This window comes from Streptomyces luteolus (assembly GCF_029968015.1).
GTDB lineage: Bacteria > Actinomycetota > Actinomycetes > Streptomycetales > Streptomycetaceae > Streptomyces > Streptomyces luteolus.
On the sequence record NZ_JASCIS010000017.1, the window covers coordinates 58,663 to 77,594 of the forward strand.

Below are 18,932 nucleotides of genomic sequence, written 5' to 3' on the forward strand. Positions count from 1 at the left end.
GCCCGGGGCGAAGCCCCGTGTCGGCAACCCCGACGCCGGTTCACGTGAGCAACAAGCCCGCTTCCCGCTCCCGCTCCAACATCCGCGCCAGCGGACCCGCGCGCCCCGCGAGCTCCGCGTACGTGCCGCGCTGCACGACCCGGCCCTCGTCCAGAACGATCACCTCGTCCACCGCGTCGAGCCCGGCGAGCCGGTGCGTGATGAGCAACGTCGTCCGCCCCTCGGTCGCGTCGAGGAGGTCAGCGGTGAGGGCGTCCGCGGTCTCCAGGTCGAGATGCTCGGCGGGCTCGTCCAGTACGAGGACGGGGAAGTCGGCGAGCAGCGCCCGCGCCAGGGCGAGCCGCTGCCGCTGGCCACCGGAGAGCCGGGCGCCGTGCTCGCCGACCAGCGTGTCCAGGCCCTGCGGCAGGGAGTCGGCCCATTCCAGGAGCCGCGCCTCGGCCAGCGCTCCGCGCAGCGCGTCCTCGTCGGCGTCGGTCCTGGCCAGCTTGAGGTTCTCGCGGATCGAGCTGTCGAAGAGGTGGGCGTCCTGCGCGCACAGCCCGACGACCCGGCGCACCGCGTCCCCGTCGAGCGCCTCCGCGTCCGTCCCGCCGAGGCGGTACGTCCCCGATTCGGCGTCCAGGAAGCGCAGCAGCACCTGCGCGAGCGTCGTCTTGCCCGAGCCCGAGGGCCCGACGACGGCGACGCGGCGGCCCCGTCGCAGGGTCAGATCCACGTCGACGAGCGCCTCCCGAGCCTGACCCGGGTGGCGGGCACGCAGCCCGGTCACCTGAAGGGGGAAGGGGGCGGCGGGCACCTCCGCGCCGGTCGTCGTCCGCTCCCGCACCGGCTCCGGCGCGTCGAGAACCTCGTAGACCCGCTCCGCGCTCTTCTTCACGCGCTGCCGGAACTGCACGGCGAGCGGCAGCCCGGTCACCGCCTCGAACGCGGCGAGCGGGGTGAGGACGACGACCGCGAGGGCGACCCCGTCGAGCCGCCCGTCGCGGACGCCGCCGAGGCCGACGAGCGCGGTGGCCGCGACGGTCAGTCCGCAGGCCAGCGCCGAGAGTCCGGCACCGAGCGCGGTGGCGGTGGCCCCCCGGGAGGCGATGCCGGTCAGCTCCTTGTCGGCGTCCCGCGCCACTGCCGTACGGGCACCCAGCGCACCGGCGACGGTCAACTCCGCGGTACCGGTGAGCAGATCGGCCACACGCGTGGCGAGCACTCCGCGCGCCGGGGCGAGCCGGCGCTCCGCCCGGCGGGCCAGCGCGCCACTCAGCAGCGGCACCCCCGCCCCGGCGACGAGCAGTCCGACGGCGAGCAGCGCGCCCGCCTCCGGGAGCAGCCAAGCGGTGAAGCCGACCGCGCCCGCGGAGACGACGACGGCCGTGCCGACGGGCAGCAGCCACCGCAGCCAGTAGTCCTGCAGCGCGTCCACGTCGCCGACGAGTCGGGCGAGGAGATCGCCGCGCCGGGACTGCCGGAGCCCTGCGGGCGCGAGCCGCTCCAGGCGGCGGTAGACGGCGACGCGGGTGTCGGCCAGCATCCGCAGCACGGCGTCGTGCGTGACCAGGCGCTCCGCGTACCGGAAGACCGCCCGGCCGAGGCCGAAGGCGCGCGTCGCGGTGACGGCCACCATCAGATAGAGCACCGGCGGCTGTTCGGAGGCGCGCGAGATCAGCCACCCGGAGGTCGCCATCAGGCCGACGGCACTGCCGAGCGCGAGGCTGCCGAGGAACAGTCCGAGCAGCAGCCGCCCATGCCGTTCGTGCGCCATCGCCCGTACGCGCGCGAGCACCCGGCCCCCGGGGCGCGACGCTCCGATGCCGAAGGCGTGGGCGGCGGGCGCGTACTCGTCGCCCGGCGCCGAGCCGACGACCACATCAGCGTCGGCCGCGTCGGATCCCGTGGCGGCCGGCTGCGGCGACGGCGACGCGGCCGGCTGCGGCGACGTCGACGCGGCCGAGGTGCCCGAAGCAACCGGCTCCGGCTCCTCGACCCGCACCACCCGGTCCGCGACGGCCAGCAAGGCCGGCCGGTGCACCACGAGCAGCACGGTCCGGCCGCCGGCGAGGCGGCGCACCGCGTCCACCACGTCCGCCTCGGTCTCGCCGTCGAGCGCCGCGGTGGGCTCGTCGAGAAGCAGTACGGGCCGGTCGGCGAGGAACGCCCGTGCCAGCGCGAGCCGTTGCCGCTGGCCAGCCGAGAGCCCGGCCCCGTCCTCACCCAGCTCGGTCCGCACCCCCGCGGGCAGGGCGTCCACGAAACCCAGGGCCCCCGCGTCCCGCAGCGCCTCCCGCACCGCCTCGTCGCTCGCCTCCGGCCGGGCGAGCCGTACGTTCTCCGCGATCGTGCCGGCGTAGAGGTGCGGGTGCTGCGGGACCCAGGCGATGCGCTCGCGCCAGGCGTCGAGGGAGACGGTGGCGAGGTCGGTGCCGTCGACGGTGACCCGCCCCTCGTCGGGTCGTACGAAGCCCAACAGCACATGCAGAAGCGTGGACTTGCCGGCCCCGCTGGGGCCGACGAGCGCGACGGTCTCGCCTGGTTCCACGTGAAACATCGCACCCTCGACGGCGGCACCAGCCCGCCCGGGGTACCGGACCGTGACCCCCTCGAAGCGCACCGCTCCGCTCGGCGCGGGCCCGTCACCCGAGGCCGGAACCTCGGTCTCCAGCACGTCGAAGATCTCCTCCGCCGCGGCGAGCCCCTCGGCGGCGGCGTGGTACTGCGCGCCGACCTGCCGCAGCGGGAGATACGCCTCGGGCGCGAGGACGAGCACCACGAGCCCGATGTACAGATCCATGTCGCCGTGCACGAGCCGCATGCCGATCGTCACGGCGACCAGCGCCACCGAGAGCGTGGCGAGCAGCTCCAGGGCGAACGAGGAGAGGAAGGCGATCCGCAGCGTGCGCATCGTCGCCTGCCGGTACTCGCCGGTGATCCGCCGGATCGACTCGGCCTGCGCCTTGGCACGGCCGAAGACCTTCAGCGTCGGCAGCCCGGCGACTACATCGAGGAAGTGCCCGGAGAGCCGGGAGAGCAGCCGCCACTGACGGTCCATCCGCGCCTGGGTGGCCCAGCCGATCAGGATCATGAAGATCGGGATGAGGGGCAGCGTCACCACGATGATCGCGGCCGAGACCCAGTCCTCGGTGACGATCCGCGCGAGCACCGCCACCGGCACGACGACCGCGAGGCCCAACTGCGGGAGGTAGCGCGCGAAGTAGTCGTCGAGCGCGTCCACCCCGCGCGTCGCGAGCGCGACGAGGGAGCCGGTCCGCTGCCCGCTCAGCCAGCCCGGCCCGAGCGCCCCGGCCCGTTCGAGGAGCCGCCCGCGCAGCTCCGACTTCACCGCCGCGCTCGCCCGGTGCGCGGCCAGTTCGGTGAGCCAGCCGACGAGGCCCCGGCCGAGCGCGACGGCCACGAGCAGCAGCAGCGGGGTACGCAACGCGCCTGCGTCGAGCCCCTGTTGGAATCCCCCCACCACCACTTCGGCGATGAGCATCGCCTGGGCGACGACCAGGCCCGCCCCGGCGAGCCCGAGGACCACCACCGCGATCAGGAAAAAGCGAGTGGCCCGGGCGTACCGGAGCAGGCGCGGGTCGATCGGTTTCACGTGAAACAACCCCTAGTACCGACTAGTACCGACTAGTTCCGACTACTACCGGCTAGTGCGCATCGGCGATGTGCTGCGTACCGATCCGCTTGCGGAACACCCAGTAGGTCCAGCCCTGGTAGAGCAGCACCAAGGGAGTGGCGATGCCCGCGAGCCAGGTCATGATCTTCAGGGTGTACGGACTCGACGAGGCGTTGGAGACCGTGAGGCTCCAGGACGGGTCGAGCGTCGACGGCATGACGTTCGGGAAGAGCGTCAGGAACAGCATCGCAACCGCCGCGGCGATCGTGACCCCGGAGAGCGCGAAGGACCAGCCCTCGCGCCCCGCCTTCACGGCCCCGACGGCCCCGACGAGCGCGAGCACCGCCACGAGCATCGCGACGAGGCTCGTGCCGTCGCCCTTGGCGACCTGGGTCCAGATCAGGAAGCCGAGCGCGAGGGCCGCCGTGACGAGACCGAGCCCGAGCGCCAGCTTCCGCGCCCGCGTCCGGATCTCACCCACGGTCTTGAGCGCCGTGAACACCGTGCCGTGGAACGTGAACAGCGAGAGCGTGACCAGGCCGCCCAGGATCGCGTACGGGTTGAGGAGATCCCAGAACGTCCCCACGTACTCCATCTCGCGGTCGATCTTCACGCCGCGCGCGATGTTGGCGAAGGCCACACCCCACAGGAACGCCGGCAGCAGCGAGGTCCAGAAGATCGCGTGCTCCCAGTTGGTCTGCCATCGGTCCTCGGACCGCTTGTGGCGGTACTCGAAGGCCACGCCGCGGATGATCAGGCAGATCAGGATCAGCAGCAGTGGCAGATAGAAGCCGGAGAACAGCGTCGCGTACCACTCCGGGAAGGCCGCGAAGGTGGCGCCGCCCGCGGTGAGCAGCCACACCTCGTTGCCGTCCCAGACGGGACCGATGGTGTTGATGAGAACCCGCCGCTCCTTGCGGTCGCGCGCGAGCAGTTTGGTCAGGATCCCGACCCCGAAGTCGAAGCCCTCCAGGAAGAAGTAGCCGATCCACAGGACCGCGATCAGTACGAACCAGACGTCGTGAAGTTCCATGCCTCAGCAGCTCCTCAGGCTCAGTACGAGAAGGCCATGGGCCGGTCGGCGTCACGGTCGTCGCCGCCGATCCTGGTGGGCGGGTTGAGGTCGGCCTCCGTGAGCTCGGGCGGGCCGGCCTTGGCGTACTTGACCATCAGCTTGACCTCGATGACGGCGAGTGCCGCGTAGAGCAGCGTGTAGACGGCGAGCGAGGTGATGACCTCGGCCTGGGACACGTTGGGCGAGACGGCGGCGGAGGTCTTGAGGACGCCGAAGACCACCCATGGCTGACGGCCCATCTCGGTGAAGATCCAGCCCCAGGAGTTGGCGATCAGCGGGAAGAGCATCGTCCACAGGGCCACGACCCAGTACCACCGGGTGAACTTCGGGCTCAACGCCTTCTTGAAGAGCACCAGATGCGGCACTTCGTCCTCACCCACCCGCATCGACTGCGGCAGCATGAACTTCTTCCGCGTCAGCCAGAGCCCGAGCACACCGAGGCCGAGCGAGGCCATGCCGAAGCCGATCATCCAGCGGAAGCCCCAGTAGGCGACCGGGATGTTCGGGCGGTAGTCACCGGGCCCGTACTTCTCCTGCATCTCCTTGTTGAGGTCGTTGATGCCGGGGACGTGCTCGTCGAAGTTGTTGTGCGCCAGGAACGACAGCAGACCGGGGATCTCGACGGCGACCTTGTTGTGGCCCTGCGCGACATCGCCGTACGCGAAGATCGAGAACGGTGCGGAGTCCTCGCCGTCCCACAGCGCCTCGGCGGCTGCCATCTTCATCGGCTGCTGCTCGAACATGATCTTGCCGAGCACATCGCCGCTGACCGCGGTGAGCAGCCCGCTGATGGTGATCGTGACGAGCCCGAGCCGCAGCGAGGACTTCATCACCGGCACATGCTTCTTGCGCGCCAGGTGGTACGCGGCGATGCCGGCCATGAACGCGCCGCCGACCAGGAAGGCCGCGGTGAGCGTGTGGAACATCTGCGCCAGGGCGGTGTTCTGCGTCAACACGGCCCAGAAGTCGGTCAGTTCGGCCCGGCCGCGCTCCTCGTTGATGCGGTAGCCCACCGGGTGCTGCATCCAGGAGTTGGCCGCCAGGATGAAGTACGCGGAGAGGATCGTGCCGATCGAGACCATCCAGATGGTCGCCAGATGCAGCCGCTTCGGGAGCTTGTCCCAGCCGAAGATCCACAGACCGATGAAGGTCGACTCGAAGAAGAAGGCGATGAGCGCTTCGAAGGCGAGCGGGGCCCCGAAGATGTCACCGACGAACCGCGAGTAGTCGGACCAGTTCATGCCGAACTGGAACTCCTGCAGGATGCCGGTCACGACACCCATCGCGATGTTGATCAGGAAGAGCTTGCCCCAGAACTTGGTGGCCCTGAGGTACTTCTCCTTCTCGGTCCGCACCCAGGCGGTCTGCAGGCCGGCGACGAGCGCGGCCAGCGAGATCGTGAGCGGAACGAAGAGAAAGTGGTAGACGGTGGTGATACCGAACTGCCATCGCGCCATGGTTTCCGGCGCCAAAGCCAGGTCCACGTCGTCACTCTCCTTACGTCGCCGTGGTGACAGCGGCAGTCTGCCCCTTTCAAACCCGTCCATCACGGGATCAACAGGGCGGGCTTGTGAACGCGTTCACATTCACAAGCATTATGTCGTACTGGTTTCGGCACCTTCCCCGGGGGGTCCCTTAGCGGCGGTCGCGGCCCGCCGCACCGCCGGACGCGAGGAGCCGGGCCACGGGACCCCTTCCCAAGAACTTCAACATATTGTTGAATCCGCGGCATGCAGATCCGAATCTCCTGGCCCGCCGGGCACCTGACCGCGACGCTCGAGGACACCCCGACCACCCAGGCGCTCCACAAGGCCCTGCCGCTCTCCGCCACCGCCAACACCTGGGGTGAGGAGGTCTACTTCGACACCGGGATCAGCGTCGATCGCGAGCCCGACGCCCAGCAGGTCGTCGAGCCCGGCACCGTCGCCTTCTGGACCGACGGCGACGCGCTCGCCCTGCCGTACGGCCCGACCCCGATATCCCGCGGCGACGAGTGCCGCCTCGCCAGCCCCTGCAATCTGCTCGGCACGCTCGACGACGACCCGCGCAAGCTCGCCACCGTCCGCAGCGGCGACCCGATCCGGGTGGAACTGGTCGCCGACTGACGGAGCGGCTGACGAAACCGGCCCGGCAGGCATCGAACCACGGGGGCGCGAGACGGCGCCCCCGTGGGCCCGCAGGGCCGAGGGGTCATGGGGTCGAGGGGCCGTGGCGTTGCGAGCCCGCAGGGCCGAGGGGCCACGAGCCCGCACGCCCGAGGGGCCGCGAGCCCGCCGGGCCGCTACAGCTCCTTGTGGAAGGCCTCCGCCGTGTGCAGGAAGATGTCATTCGCCTCGGGCTCGCCGATCGTGGCCCGCATTCCCTCGCCCGCGAACGGCCGCACGACCACACCGGCCTTCTCGCAGGCCGCCGCGAAGTCGCCCGTACGGTCCCCCAGGCGCAGCCAGACGAAGTTGGCCTGGGTCTCGGGGACCGTCCAGCCCTGCTTCCGCAGCCCCTCGACCACGCGCGTGCGCTCACCGATCAACGAGCCCACGCGGCCCAGGAGTTCGTCCTCCGCGCGCAGCGAGGCGACGGCGGCGTCCTGCGCGAGCTGGCTCACGCCGAACGGCACCGCCGTCTTGCGCAGCGCGGCCGCCACCGGCTCATGGGCGACCGCGAAGCCCACGCGCAGCCCCGCAAGCCCGTACGCCTTGGAGAAGGTACGCAGCACGCAGACATTGGGGCGGTCGCGGTAGAGCTCGATGCCGTCCGGGACCTCCGCATCGCGGATGAACTCGCGGTACGCCTCGTCGAGCACCACCAGCACATCGCTCGGCACCCGGTCCAGGAACCGCTCGAGCTCGGCCCTGCGCACCACCGTGCCCGTCGGGTTGTTGGGGTTGCAGACGAAGATCAGGCGCGTGCGGTCCGTGATCGCGTCCGCCATCGCGTCGAGGTCGTGCACCTCCCCCGGCGTCAGCGGTACACGCACCGAGGTGGCCCCGCTGATCTGCGTGATGATCGGGTACGCCTCGAAAGAGCGCCAGGCGTAGATCACCTCGTCACCGGGGCCGCTCGTGGCCTGCAGCAGCTGCTGCGCGACGCCGACCGAGCCCGTGCCCGTGGCCAGATGCGCGAGCGGGACGCCGAAGCGGTCCGCCAGCTCGTTCATCAGGCCCGTGCACCCCATGTCCGGGTACCGGTTGAAGCTGTCGGCGGCGGCCGTCACCTGCTCCATCACTCCGGGGAGCGGCGGGTAGGGGTTCTCGTTCGAGGACAGCTTGTACGCCACCGGGCCGCCGGCCGAGGCGGGCTTGCCCGGCTTGTACGTCGGGATGCCGTCCAGCTCGGCACGCAGCCTCGGGGTCTTCTCGCTCACTGCAGCTCCTCCTCGTACCGCCCTGGTTCGAATACTGCTCACCCTATGAGGATTCGGCCGCTGTGCGAATGCCCTGTGGACAACCGCGGCGACGGACCGCCGTGCCTGTGGACAACCGCGCCGCGGACGACCGGAGCGGCCCACCGCACTCGGCGTGCCAGGAGGGGGGCGCGCCCCCTGCCCAGCCGTGCGCCGGTGGCTCGCGCCGTGGCGCGCATCCCCCGTGAAGGTGAGTTGAGACCTCTTCGAGACCTCCGCCCCACGCCAGGCATGCGGGCGCCGACACGCCACGGGCTAGCCTGAACTCCCTCAACTCCCTTGCATTCAAAGGGTTTTGAGGGAGTTTCACCATGCAGAAACGTGCCTGTCAACGCGTGAATATGCACTCCCGACGACCACCCTCATGAGCCCTACTATCGGCTCGCCATGACAGCAGCAGGGAAGCACCAGGTGAGCCGGGCACAGACTCGGGGCAACCGGCAGGGCCGGGCGGGCATCCGGGACGTGGCCGCCGCTGCCGGCGTCTCCATCACGACCGTCTCCGACGCGCTCAACGGCAAGGGCCGGCTCCCCGACGCCACCCGCCAACACGTCCGCGAGGTCGCCGACCGGCTGGGCTACCGCCCGTCCGCCGCGGCCCGAACCCTCCGTACCGGCAAGTCGGGACTCATCGGCCTGACCGTGACGACGTACGGGGATGAACCTTTCACCTTCACCGAGTTCGCGTACTTCGCGGAGATGGCCAGAGCCGCCACGTCCGCCGCACTCGACCGGGGATACGCCCTGGTCATCCTGCCCGCGACCTCCCGCCACGACGTCTGGTCGAACGTCGCGCTCGACGGCACCGTCGTCATCGACCCCTCCGACAAGGATCCGGTCGTCAGCGAACTCGTCCGGCAGGGCGTGCCCGTGGTCTCCGACGGACGCCCGGCCGGTTCGCTGCCGGTCACCGCCTGGGTGGACAACGACCACGAGGCCGCCGTGCTCGGCATCCTCGACCACCTCGCAGCCGCTGGTGCCCGCCGCATCGGTCTGCTCACCGGCACCACCACGGACACGTACACCCGACTCTCCACCACCGCCTATCTGCGCTGGTGCCGCCGCATCGGCCAGGACCCGGTCTACGAGGCCTATCCCGCGCACGACCCCTGCGCGGGGGCGATCGCCGCCGACCGGCTGCTCGCCCGCCCGGACCGCCCCGACGCCGTCTACGGACTCTTCGACCCCAACGGCACCGATCTGCTCGCCGCCGCCCGCCGGTACGGACTGCGCGTACCGGACGATCTGCTGCTCGTCTGCTGCAGCGAATCCACGGTCTACGCCTCCACCGAACCGCCCATCACCACGCTCTCGCTCAAACCGAGGCGGATCGGCACGGCCGTCGTCCACCTGCTCATCGACGCCATCGAGAGCGTCGATACGACCGGACCCATCGAGCAGGTGATACCGACGGAGCTGATCGTGCGGACCTCGTCGCAGCGGCGGCCACCCCGTACGACGGTCAGCCCACCGCGCCCCTCTGGGCAGGGGTAGCGCTCCCTCGGGGGCGGGGACAGCGCTCCCTTCGGGGGGGGCGCGCGCCTTTCGGGGGAGGGAAGCGCGCCTTCCGGAACGCCCCCCGGCGCGCCTTCCGGAAACCCGCCGACCCGCTTTCGGGGACGCCTGCGGGCGCGCGTTCGGGACGCCCGCGGGCGGTCGCGGTTCACGGCCGCCGGGCAGAGTTACCCCCAATTCGGGAGAAATCGCCGGTCAACCCTGGGTTCCGGCCACATTGAACACCCCTGGTGCATCACACAGTGCGAGCCGCATTCCTATGATGGGCGCACGACACCGCGGACCGCTGCGACCAGGCCGTCCGAACCCGGTGGAGAAAAGCGGCGCGACGGTGGTGGAGGGGTCGATGACTCAGGGGGCCGGTCAGGTACCCGCGGTGCGTACGGACACGGTGCGCGACTTCCGCGTACCCGCTTATGTGCACCAGGCCGGCCAGGAGCCCGCTGCGGACCCCGGCCAGGACGCCGCGCAGGGCGAGCTGCCCGAGGGGTACACACCGACGCAGCGCGATCTGCCGGTCATCAACCGCGGTGACACGGTTCAGGTGCACGTCACGCCCGCGGGTGAGCCCACCGGCACGGCGAACGGCCTCGGCCCGCTCTATGTCGTGGGCGACGTGCACGGCTACCTCGACGAGCTGATCGCCGCGCTGCTCGAGAAGGGCCTGATCGACGAGGAGGGGGACTGGGCCGCGGGCAACGCCCGGCTCTGGTTCCTCGGCGACTTCACGGACCGCGGTCCCGACGGCATCGGCGTGATCGACCTGGTGATGCGGCTCTCCGCACAGGCCGCGGCGGCGGGCGGGTACTGCAAGGCGCTGATGGGCAACCACGAGCTGCTGCTGCTCGGCGCCAAGCGCTTCGGCGACACCCCGGTCAACTCCGGCGCGGGCACCGCCACGTTCCAGGCGGCGTGGCTGCTCAACGGCGGCCAGAAGTCGGACATGGACCGGCTGCAGGACGTGCATCTGCAGTGGATGTCCCGGCTCGACGCGATCGAGCTGGAGGACGACCACCTTCTTGTGCACTCGGACGCGCTCACGTATCTGGAGTACGGCGACTCCATCGAGGCCGTCAACGACACCATCCGCGAGGCGCTCACCCGTAACGACGCCGACGAGTGCTGGGACCTGTTCCGCAAGTTCACCAAGCGCTTCGCCTTCCGCGACGACGGCTCGCAGGCCGTCCAGCAGCTCCTGGGCACCTACGGCGGCCGGCGCATCGTGCACGGCCACAGCCCGATCCCGTATCTCCTCGGCGAAGTCGGGTCCGAGGACGGCGAGGACAGCGCGCCGCAGGTCGAGGGACCGCATGTGTACGCGGAGGGCCTGGCCATCGCCATGGACGGCGGCGTGACCATGGCCGGAAAACTCCTTGTGTGCCAACTCCCCCTGGATAAATGACGGTTGGCCGGGAAGGCGCAGATCGCGGGGGACGGCCCTGACCAGGGGCCGAATTCTTCAAACCCCCTGTCACGGCCCGCCGTAACCGCTCTACCATCTGCTTATCCGTAGCAGGCTCTCCTCCGTTTCCGCCCAACCGCCCGTGAGCACACGGGTGTCCGGGCCCTACGGAGCATCGGGGGATGCACATGAACAGCGCTCCGCACCTGCTGAATGAGGACCGCAAGGACTACGAGCGGATCCTCGATGAGGCGCTGCGCACCGCACCACACCGTCCGGAACTCGCCGCTGTGGGCCAGCGGCTGAATCCCGAGCAACTGCGCACGATGGCGTTGAACGCCACCGCCCTGATCACCGCCGCCGCGGCGACGGAGTACCAGCACTACGTCAAGGTCCGCGAGGAACTGCGCGACCCCGCCCGGTCCACCGCGTCCGTACGGGAGACCGGTGAGCCGAACACCGACGAACCCACCGGCGGTTCCGTCGGCCTGGCCACCACCATGGGTGAGGTCACCGAGACCGCGGGCGCGGGTCTGGTGGCCGTGCTCGCCGTCCTCGCCCCGGTGCTCGCGGGCACGGCGGCGGCGATCTTCCTGCTCGTCGGGTACATCCTGAAGATGGTCAGCCCCGAACCCGCCCTCGCGGACACGCTGTTGACCGCCGGCTGGATCTTCGGCGCGCTCACGGCGGCCGGCATTCTCGTCGCTGCGGCGGGCCTGCTCCTCACGGCGCTGCGCAACGGCTCCACGGCTCAGGCGGCGGGCCCACCCGAAGAGTTCAACGAGGAGGTGTCGCGTGCCCGGGAGGTCTGGCGGGACGCGCTCCTGGAGCGTGGCGTGGTGCCGTTCCTGCGCGAGGCCCTGGCCCAGCCGCGCGGCACCACCGACCACGGACCGGCCCCGTCCGGTACGAGAATGCCCTCGCTCGGCTACAACAGGCCGGGGTTCAGCAGCCCCGAGGGCAGTACGGAGACGGGACCGTCGAGCGCCCCGGACACATCGAGCTCGCGGCCCCGCTATTCCAGCCCGGACTTCTCCAGCCCGGACTTCGGTGGGCCGGATCATCGGCCGGACTAGTGGGTCGGGGCGGCGGAAGGGCTCGGCGGCGGGGCCCGGCGGCGCGCTCGGCGGCGGGGCCCGGCGGAGAGGCTCGGCGGCGGGGCGGTTTCACGTGAAACATGGAGACGTCGTACGAGCCGCCGCTCCTCTATTCGCCTTGTTGCTGCTCACCGCCTGCGGCACGGACGAGCGCATCTGCACCCTGCGGGGCTCGCTCTCCGGCATCCGGGTGGCGGTGGCCCCGAAGCTGGCGGACAAGGTCGCCGACGCGGGCCTCACCGCCTGCTGGGACGGCAGATGCCGCGAGGGCGACCTGCGCTTGCGGGAGGAGGGAGACCACGGCTCGTCGGGGCCGCGTTCTCCCTGGCCCGGCTTCGCCGTCGTACCCGATCTGCCGAAGGACGGGAAGACAGCGGTGCGCGTGACGGTCGTTCTCAAGGACGCGGCCGGAGCGACGGTGGTCGACGAGCGGATCGCCGTGGTCCCGAAGCCCACGTATCCCAACGGCCGCGGATGTGCGCCGGGTGATCCGCAGGGGCGCGTGCACATCGCGGTGGACGGGACACTCTCCGCGCGCTGATCGACATGCGCCGCACAGACCTCCCGTACGGCTGGCCGCGTGGGCCCCGGCCACTGGAATTCGCCCTGGAACTGAAGACTCGCCGGGGCCCACGCTCAACGATCAGTCGGCGAGCGGCAGATAGACCCTGTTGCCCGCAGCCGCGAACTCCCTCGACTTCTCGAGCATGCCCGCTTCGATCTCCTCCTGGGACGCGCCCTCCTCACCGCCGAACTGCTCGGTGATGCTCCTGCTGATCTTCATCGAGCAGAACTTGGGGCCGCACATGGAGCAGAAGTGCGCCGTCTTGGCGGGCTCCGCCGGCAGCGTCTCGTCGTGGAACTCCCGCGCCGTGTCCGGGTCGAGGGCCAGGTTGAACTGGTCCTCCCAGCGGAACTCGAAACGGGCGTCCGAGAGCGCGTCGTCCCAGTCCTGGGCGCCCGGGTGGCCCTTCGCCAGGTCCGCCGCATGCGCCGCGATCTTGTACGTGATCACGCCGGTCTTCACGTCGTCCTTGTTCGGCAGGCCCAGGTGCTCCTTGGGCGTGACGTAGCAGAGCATCGCCGTGCCCCACCAGCCGATCATCGCGGCGCCGATGCCCGACGTGATGTGGTCGTAGGCGGGAGCGATGTCGGTGGTCAGCGGGCCGAGCGTGTAGAACGGCGCCTCCTCGCAGATCTCCTGCTGAAGGTCGATGTTCTCCTTGATCTTGTGCATCGGGACATGGCCCGGGCCCTCGATCATGGTCTGCACGTCATGCGCCTTGGCGATCTTGTTCAGCTCGCCCAGGGTCTCCAACTCCGCGAACTGCGCACGGTCGTTGGCGTCCGCGATCGAACCGGGGCGCAGCCCGTCGCCGAGCGAGTACGTCACGTCGTACGCGGCGAGGATCTCGCAGAGCTCCGCGAAGTTCTCGTACAGGAAGCTCTCCTTGTGGTGCGCGAGGCACCACGCGGCCATGATCGAGCCGCCGCGCGAGACGATGCCGGTCTTGCGGTTGGCGGTCAGCGGCACGAACGGGAGCCGGACGCCGGCGTGGACCGTCATGTAGTCCACGCCCTGCTCGGCCTGCTCGATGACCGTGTCCTTGTAGATCTCCCAGGTCAGCTCCTCGGCCTTGCCGTCGACCTTCTCCAGGGCCTGGTAGAGCGGCACGGTGCCGATCGGCACGGGGGAGTTGCGAAGCACCCACTCGCGGGTGGTGTGGATGTTGCGGCCGGTGGAGAGGTCCATGACCGTGTCGGCGCCCCACTTGGTGGCCCAGGTCATCTTGTCCACCTCCTCCTCGATGGAGGAGGTGACCGCGGAGTTCCCGATGTTGGCGTTGACCTTCACCAGGAACCGCTTGCCGATGATCATCGGCTCGATCTCGGGGTGGTTGACGTTGGCCGGGATCACCGCGCGGCCCGCGGCGACCTCTTCCCGTACGACCTCGGGATCGAGGTTCTCGCGGATCCCGATGAACTCCATCTCGGGCGTGATCTCTCCGCGACGGGCGTACGCGAGCTGCGTCACCGCCTGTCCGTCCCGGCCGCGGCGCGGCTGCCGGGGGCGGCCGGGGAAGACCGCGTCGAGGTTCTTCAGTCCCCCGCGCGGCGACGTGTGCTTGATTCCGTCGTCCTCGGGGCGGGGCGGACGGCCCACGTACTCCTCGGTGTCGCCGCGGGCGACGATCCAGTTCTCCCGCAGCGGCGCGAGGCCGCGGCGGACGTCGGTATCGGCTGTCGGATCGGTGTACGGACCTGAGGTGTCGTACAGGGTCACGGCCTTGCCGTTGGTGAGGTGCACCTGGCGGACCGGCACGCGCAGGTCGGGGCGCGAACCCTCGACATACGCCTTGTGCCAGCCGATGGACTTCCCGGCCTCCGTGCCCTCGGGCGGGCTGGAGGCAGGCGTGCGTGCGTCCGATGTGGTCATGAGACCTACTCCCTACGCCGGCATTACCCGGTAACAGGTTCGGCGGTCGACGCAGCGGCTTCCATACATCCCGTACGGAGGTAAGCGCCCTCTCAGCCCGGTGCTCCGAGCTCCCGCGATTGCAAAGGTGCCCCCTACGCTAGCGCCCGTACGGCCACGCTGAACAGAGGGCCCCTGCCGTTCTTGCGATGATCGGTCGGTGACCACCTCGCAGCAGCCACCTCAGCCGCCCTCCGGACCGCCCCACGATCACGGGCACAGTGGTGGCGGGCAAGGCCACGCTCACGGCCACTCGCACAGCCACGGTCCGGCCGAACCGGTCTCGAAGCATCTGCGCAAGGTCATCGCCGCGATCCTGATCCCCTTCGCCACCGCGGTGCTCGTCGGCCTCGCGGTGCTCTGGCCGGGCGGCGCCCCGCCGCACGAGCGCAGCGGCGTCGGCTTCGACCGCGAGACGCAGTCGGCCCGCGTGGTCCAGGTCGACCGGGTCGACTGCAAGGACGTCAACGCCTCGCAGGTCCCGCCCACCGGCGACCCCTCGACGCCGGAGGGCCAGGAGGCGCAGCGCTCCCAGACCGGCATGTGCGCCAAGGCCACGGTCGAGGTGACCAGCGGCAAGGACAAGGGCCGCACCTTCGTCGAAGTCGTCCAGCCGGACGCGCCGCGGCAGTTGACGCAGGGCCAGGAGGTGGTCGTGGCGTACGCGCCCGGTGCGCCGAAGGAACTGCAGTACTCGGTGACCGATGTGGACCGCAGCGTTCCGATGTGGATCCTCGCGGCGGTCTTCGCGCTCGCCGTGGTCGCGGTGGGGCGGATGCGCGGCTTCATGGCCCTGGTCGCGCTCACCGTGAGCTTCGCGCTGCTGACCCTGTTCATCCTGCCGGCGATCCTGCAGGGCTCGAATCCGCTGGTCGTCGCGGTGGTCGGGGCGAGCGCCATCATGCTGATCGCGCTGTACATGTGCCACGGCCTCACCGCGAGAACCTCGGTGGCGGCCCTGGGCACGCTGATCTCGCTGCTGCTCATCGGGCTGCTCGGCTCGCTCTTCATCGGCTGGGCGCACCTGACCGGCAACACCGACGACAACACCGGCCTGATCCACGGCCTCTACCCGGACATCGACATGAGCGGCCTGCTGCTCGCGGGCGTCATCATCGGTTCCCTCGGTGTGCTCGACGACGTGACGGTGACGCAGACCTCGGCCGTCTGGGAGCTGCACCACGCCGACCCGACGATGACCGCCCGGCAGCTGTACCGCGCGGGTATCCGGATCGGCCGCGACCACATCGCCTCGGTGGTCAACACCTTGGTGCTCGCGTACGCCGGTGCCGCGCTGCCGCTGCTGCTCCTGTTCTCGATCGCGCAGAGCAGCGTGGGCACGGTGGCCAACAGTGAGCTGGTGGCCGAGGAGATCGTGCGCACGCTGATCGGTTCGATCGGCCTGGTCGCCTCGGTCCCGGTGACGACGGCGCTCGCGGCCCTGCTGGTCTCGGCCGACAAGCCGGGGGTGGCGCAGCCGAGTTCGTCCGCGGCGGGGCGCGGCGGGGTACGTGGCGGTCGCGGCCGGCGCCGCAAGCGCTGAGCCCGTACGACAGCGGCAACCGGCCGCGCCGAAGCGTTTCAGCGCGGCCGGTCGGAGTCGGGGAGGGGCTCAGCCCGTGCTGGGCTCCTCCGCCAGGATCCGGCCGAGTGCCTCGTCGAGGTTGGCCTCGAGGTCGGCGAGCGTCCGCTCCTGGCCGAGCGGAACCAGCTTGTCCGTACGGTCGAGAAAAGCGATCAGGGGTGCGATGCCCGCGCGGAACAGCGCCTGGTCACCGCCGACCTGAAGGCGGATCAGGGCGTCGGTGAGCGGCTCGGGTCCCTCGGGTGCGATGTGGACGTCGCCGTCACCGCACGGGCCACCCACTCCGTCGACCAGGAGTTCACGGCTGAAGGCCCAGGTCACCGGAGCGTCGCCGGGCAAGTGGAAGGTCAGCCGCACGGCGAAGGGGTCGCGTGTCTCGTATCGCAACTCCACCGGGATACGGAACGAGAGCTCCTCGGACACGAGAAAGCTCATCATGACCTCTGCCTGGACGGACTCGCGCATCGCCTACCCCGTTGCTGTGCCGTTGAGTTGGGTCGTCCTCATCTTCTCGACCCTGATGGCATCTTGCTCAACGTACTGAACAGACCACAAGGAGTGAGTTTTCAGATACTGATAGAGAACGCCAGCGTGGCGAGCTTCCGGCCGACCTCACTCTGCAGCTCACGCACCGCCGGAAGGAGTCGGCCGCGCTGGTGCAGCGGCAGCGAGATGGCGAGCGTCGCCGCCGTGGTGCCGACGGTGATCGGCACGGCGGCGCAGACCGTCCCCAGTGCGTACTCCTGCTGCTCCACGACGGGTTGCATCCGCCCGGTCCGCTCCAGGCGCCGCATCAGCGTCCCGCTGTCCCGGACCGTGTACGGCGTGATCGACTGGGCGGGGTGGCGGTCGAGGTGCTCGCGCCGGTCCTCCTCGTCCAGCTGGGAGAGCAGGCACTGGCCGATCGCGTGCGCGTGCGCGGTCTGCCGGAAGTCCGCCCACTCCTCGACCGCGGGGTTTCCCGGTTTGTCGGCGATGTCCACGACTTCGACCTCGCCGTCGCGGTACACCGCGAAGTACACCGGCACTCCGATCGCGTCGCGCCAGTGCGCGAGCACATCGCCGATCTTGCTGCGACGATTCTGCTCCGCCCCGCTGCTGGTCAACCGCTCGGCGGCGGGCCCGAAGACGAACACGCCCCGGTCCCGGCGGAGATAGCCCTCGTGCGTGAGGGTGCGCAGCAAGTGGTACGCGGTGGGCAGGGGCAGTCCGGCCTCTCTGGCCAGCTGCTTGGCGGGCGCTCCGTCCGCATGGGCGGCGACGGCCTCGAGGAGGCGCATCGCCCGCTGCACGGAGCCGATGAGGGTAGGTGCGGGGCTGCTGACTGCCGTGGCCAAGGTCCACTCCCGAGGCGCGTGGGGGGAGTCCCCGAGGGGGGGAAGCAGGGTTGCCCGGAGCGGACGCACCCCGCATCGCTGTTCCGGACTCTAACGCCGACTGCGCCTCGGCGGCCCTGATGGCCGAAAGATTCCCCCTGCCGAGCGAAACTGCGCCATGCGCGCCCGGACCGGGGCCCCTGTGCTGTGGCCGGACTACCAGTCGCTGCGTGCTGTGGCCGGACTACCAGTCGCTGCGCGAGGACGACGAGGACATGAACTTCCGTACGACATAGATAAGTCCGCCGACGAGCGCGGCGAAGAGCAGCACCTTGAAGAGGATGCCTATGACGAAACCGAGCACCGAGAGGATCAGCCCGCCGAACACGACCAGGGCGATGGCCGGCACCGCGACCCACTTCACCCACCAGGGCAGTCCCTCGAAAATCTCCCGCACGGCCATCTCCTTCTCCTTCCGGTTCCCCCGAGTTGCTGTCTTCGCGCTGCTGCTGAGTTCGCACTGCTGAGTTCGCGAGCTGAGTTCGCGTAGCAGTCTGCGCTCTGCTGCATTCAATGCTAGGCGGGGGATCAGGCCACCGGGGCCCGCTGACCCCTTGTCCTTCCCTGAGCTGTCCCCTAGGGGTCTCAGCCCTCGGGCGGGGAGAAGACGACGAGGACACGCAGGTCCTCGCTGATGTGATGGAAGCGGTGCGGGACTCCGGCGGGCACATAGACGACACTGCCCCGGCTGACGGTCGTGGTCTCCGTCCCCACCGTGATCGCGGCCCGGCCACTGGCAACGAAGTAGACCTCGTCCTGGTGGTGCGGCTGCTGCGGGTCGGTCTCCCCCGCGTCCAGCGCGTACAGGCCGACGGACATGTTCCGCTCCCGCAGAAACTGCAGGTAGGCCCCCTGATTCTCGGCCCGCTCGACCTCGAGCTCATCCAACCGGAATGCCTTCATCACGCTGCCCGCCCTCACTACCGCCGCACGCCGGTGTCCGGCGCCGATCACGTCTGCCACGATCAGACACATGAAGAATTTCGTAGTCAAGACGGTCGCCAACACGGCGGCCCTCGCCGTCGCCATCTGGCTTCTGGACAAGATCACGCTCACCGGGCACAGCACTCCCAAAAAGGTGATCACGCTGGTCCTCGTCGCCCTGGTCTTCGGCGTCGTGAACGTGCTGGTCAAGCCGCTCGTGAAGCTGCTGACCTTCCCGCTGTTCGTGCTGACGCTCGGCCTGATCACCCTCGTGGTCAACGCCTTGATGCTTCTTCTCACCTCGTGGCTCGCCGAGCAGCTCTCCCTGAGCTTCCGCGTCGACGGCTTCTGGACGGCCGTACTCGGCGGCTTGATCATCAGCGTCGTCTCCTGGGCGATGAACGTGGTCCTGCCCGACAACAAGGACTGACGAAGGACCGACGAAGGACCGACGAAGGACTGA

At 70.1% G+C, this 18,932-nt stretch carries 16 protein-coding genes; 7 read left to right on the top strand and 9 right to left on the bottom strand.

Annotated features, from left to right (window positions below):
• Nucleotides 1–40 precede the first annotated feature (40 nt).
• Genes cydD through QIT00_RS18435 form a run of 3 tightly spaced genes read right to left on the bottom strand, consistent with a single transcriptional unit; the run spans nt 41 to nt 6,178 of the window.
• The gene (gene cydD, locus QIT00_RS18425; RefSeq protein ID WP_282536381.1) at nt 41–3,598 is read right to left on the bottom strand and encodes a thiol reductant ABC exporter subunit CydD; all 3,558 of its coding nucleotides are present in this window, start codon (nt 3,596–3,598) and stop codon (nt 41–43) included.
• Between the two features lie 52 nt (nt 3,599–3,650).
• Complete coding sequence (cydB, locus tag QIT00_RS18430; RefSeq protein WP_282536382.1) at nt 3,651–4,652, bottom strand: cytochrome d ubiquinol oxidase subunit II; 1,002 nt, start codon at nt 4,650–4,652, stop codon at nt 3,651–3,653.
• A gap of 20 nt (nt 4,653–4,672) precedes the next feature.
• Nucleotides 4,673–6,178 carry a cytochrome ubiquinol oxidase subunit I gene (locus tag QIT00_RS18435; protein WP_282536383.1) on the bottom strand — a complete coding sequence of 502 codons (1,506 nt, stop codon included), beginning with the start codon at nt 6,176–6,178 and terminating at the stop codon, nt 4,673–4,675.
• Between the two features lie 246 nt (nt 6,179–6,424).
• Here QIT00_RS18435 and QIT00_RS18440 point away from each other — a divergent pair, with 246 nt between their 5' ends.
• Complete coding sequence (locus QIT00_RS18440) at nt 6,425–6,799, top strand: cyclophilin-like fold protein (RefSeq protein ID WP_282536384.1); 375 nt, start codon at nt 6,425–6,427, stop codon at nt 6,797–6,799.
• Nucleotides 6,800–6,975: 176 nt separating this feature from the next.
• Here QIT00_RS18440 and hisC read toward each other — a convergent pair whose 3' ends face one another.
• Nucleotides 6,976–8,055 carry a histidinol-phosphate transaminase gene (gene hisC, locus QIT00_RS18445; RefSeq protein WP_282536385.1) on the bottom strand — a complete coding sequence of 360 codons (1,080 nt, stop codon included), beginning with the start codon at nt 8,053–8,055 and terminating at the stop codon, nt 6,976–6,978.
• Between the two features lie 426 nt (nt 8,056–8,481).
• Here hisC and QIT00_RS18450 point away from each other — a divergent pair, with 426 nt between their 5' ends.
• The 4 genes from QIT00_RS18450 to QIT00_RS18465 all read left to right on the top strand — a co-directional run bounded on the left by QIT00_RS18450 (nt 8,482) and on the right by QIT00_RS18465 (nt 12,649).
• Complete coding sequence (locus QIT00_RS18450) at nt 8,482–9,588, top strand: LacI family DNA-binding transcriptional regulator (RefSeq protein WP_282536386.1); 1,107 nt, start codon at nt 8,482–8,484, stop codon at nt 9,586–9,588.
• Between the two features lie 352 nt (nt 9,589–9,940).
• Nucleotides 9,941–11,011, top strand: a complete 1,071-nt coding sequence (locus QIT00_RS18455) for a metallophosphoesterase family protein (protein WP_408909800.1) — start codon at nt 9,941–9,943, stop codon at nt 11,009–11,011.
• Nucleotides 11,012–11,193: 182 nt separating this feature from the next.
• The gene (locus QIT00_RS18460; RefSeq protein ID WP_282536388.1) at nt 11,194–12,087 is read left to right on the top strand and encodes a hypothetical protein; all 894 of its coding nucleotides are present in this window, start codon (nt 11,194–11,196) and stop codon (nt 12,085–12,087) included.
• A 94-nt stretch (nt 12,088–12,181) separates the two neighbouring features.
• Nucleotides 12,182–12,649: a hypothetical protein gene (locus QIT00_RS18465; RefSeq protein ID WP_282536389.1), complete on the top strand. Its 468-nt coding sequence runs from the start codon at nt 12,182–12,184 to the stop codon at nt 12,647–12,649.
• Between the two features lie 102 nt (nt 12,650–12,751).
• On the opposite strand, the gene thiC is transcribed toward QIT00_RS18465, so the two are convergent.
• Entirely contained in the window at nt 12,752–14,545 is a 1,794-nt protein-coding gene (gene thiC, locus QIT00_RS18470) for a phosphomethylpyrimidine synthase ThiC (RefSeq protein WP_282536390.1), read from the bottom strand.
• 199 nt (nt 14,546–14,744) lie between these two features.
• On the opposite strand from thiC, the gene QIT00_RS18475 reads away from it, so the two are divergent.
• Nucleotides 14,745–16,127, top strand: a complete 1,383-nt coding sequence (locus QIT00_RS18475; RefSeq protein ID WP_282536391.1) for a YibE/F family protein — start codon at nt 14,745–14,747, stop codon at nt 16,125–16,127.
• Nucleotides 16,128–16,196: 69 nt separating this feature from the next.
• On the opposite strand, the gene QIT00_RS18480 is transcribed toward QIT00_RS18475, so the two are convergent.
• The 4 genes from QIT00_RS18480 to QIT00_RS18495 form a co-directional block, all read right to left on the bottom strand.
• The gene (locus QIT00_RS18480) at nt 16,197–16,634 is read right to left on the bottom strand and encodes an SsgA family sporulation/cell division regulator (protein WP_282536392.1); all 438 of its coding nucleotides are present in this window, start codon (nt 16,632–16,634) and stop codon (nt 16,197–16,199) included.
• A gap of 101 nt (nt 16,635–16,735) precedes the next feature.
• On the bottom strand, nt 16,736–17,449 hold the full coding sequence (locus QIT00_RS18485) for an IclR family transcriptional regulator (RefSeq protein ID WP_408909801.1): 714 nt from the start codon (nt 17,447–17,449) through the stop codon (nt 16,736–16,738).
• A gap of 280 nt (nt 17,450–17,729) precedes the next feature.
• Nucleotides 17,730–17,942, bottom strand: coding sequence for a DUF5326 family protein (locus QIT00_RS18490; RefSeq protein ID WP_282536473.1), 213 nt, complete (start codon nt 17,940–17,942; stop codon nt 17,730–17,732).
• A gap of 188 nt (nt 17,943–18,130) precedes the next feature.
• Nucleotides 18,131–18,448 carry a cupin domain-containing protein gene (locus QIT00_RS18495; protein ID WP_282536474.1) on the bottom strand — a complete coding sequence of 106 codons (318 nt, stop codon included), beginning with the start codon at nt 18,446–18,448 and terminating at the stop codon, nt 18,131–18,133.
• A 70-nt stretch (nt 18,449–18,518) separates the two neighbouring features.
• On the opposite strand from QIT00_RS18495, the gene QIT00_RS18500 reads away from it, so the two are divergent.
• Nucleotides 18,519–18,899: a phage holin family protein gene (locus tag QIT00_RS18500; RefSeq protein WP_282536394.1), complete on the top strand. Its 381-nt coding sequence runs from the start codon at nt 18,519–18,521 to the stop codon at nt 18,897–18,899.
• The last annotated feature ends 33 nt before the right edge of the window (nt 18,900–18,932 follow it).

Bases quoted from the DNA above. Each gene is read 5' to 3' on its own strand.
- cydB (WP_282536382.1), bottom strand. From the start codon at position 4,652: ATGGAACTTCACGACGTCTGGTTCGTACTGATCGCGGTCCTGTGGATC.
- QIT00_RS18440 (WP_282536384.1), top strand. From the start codon at position 6,425: ATGCAGATCCGAATCTCCTGGCCCGCCGGGCACCTGACCGCGACGCTC.
- QIT00_RS18450 (WP_282536386.1), top strand. From the start codon at position 8,482: ATGACAGCAGCAGGGAAGCACCAGGTGAGCCGGGCACAGACTCGGGGC.
- QIT00_RS18460 (WP_282536388.1), top strand. From the start codon at position 11,194: ATGCACATGAACAGCGCTCCGCACCTGCTGAATGAGGACCGCAAGGAC.
- thiC (WP_282536390.1), bottom strand. From the start codon at position 14,545: ATGACCACATCGGACGCACGCACGCCTGCCTCCAGCCCGCCCGAGGGC.
- QIT00_RS18480 (WP_282536392.1), bottom strand. From the start codon at position 16,634: ATGCGCGAGTCCGTCCAGGCAGAGGTCATGATGAGCTTTCTCGTGTCC.
- QIT00_RS18485 (WP_408909801.1), bottom strand. From the start codon at position 17,449: ATGCGCCTCCTCGAGGCCGTCGCCGCCCATGCGGACGGAGCGCCCGCC.
- QIT00_RS18495 (WP_282536474.1), bottom strand. From the start codon at position 18,448: ATGAAGGCATTCCGGTTGGATGAGCTCGAGGTCGAGCGGGCCGAGAAT.
- QIT00_RS18500 (WP_282536394.1), top strand. From the start codon at position 18,519: ATGAAGAATTTCGTAGTCAAGACGGTCGCCAACACGGCGGCCCTCGCC.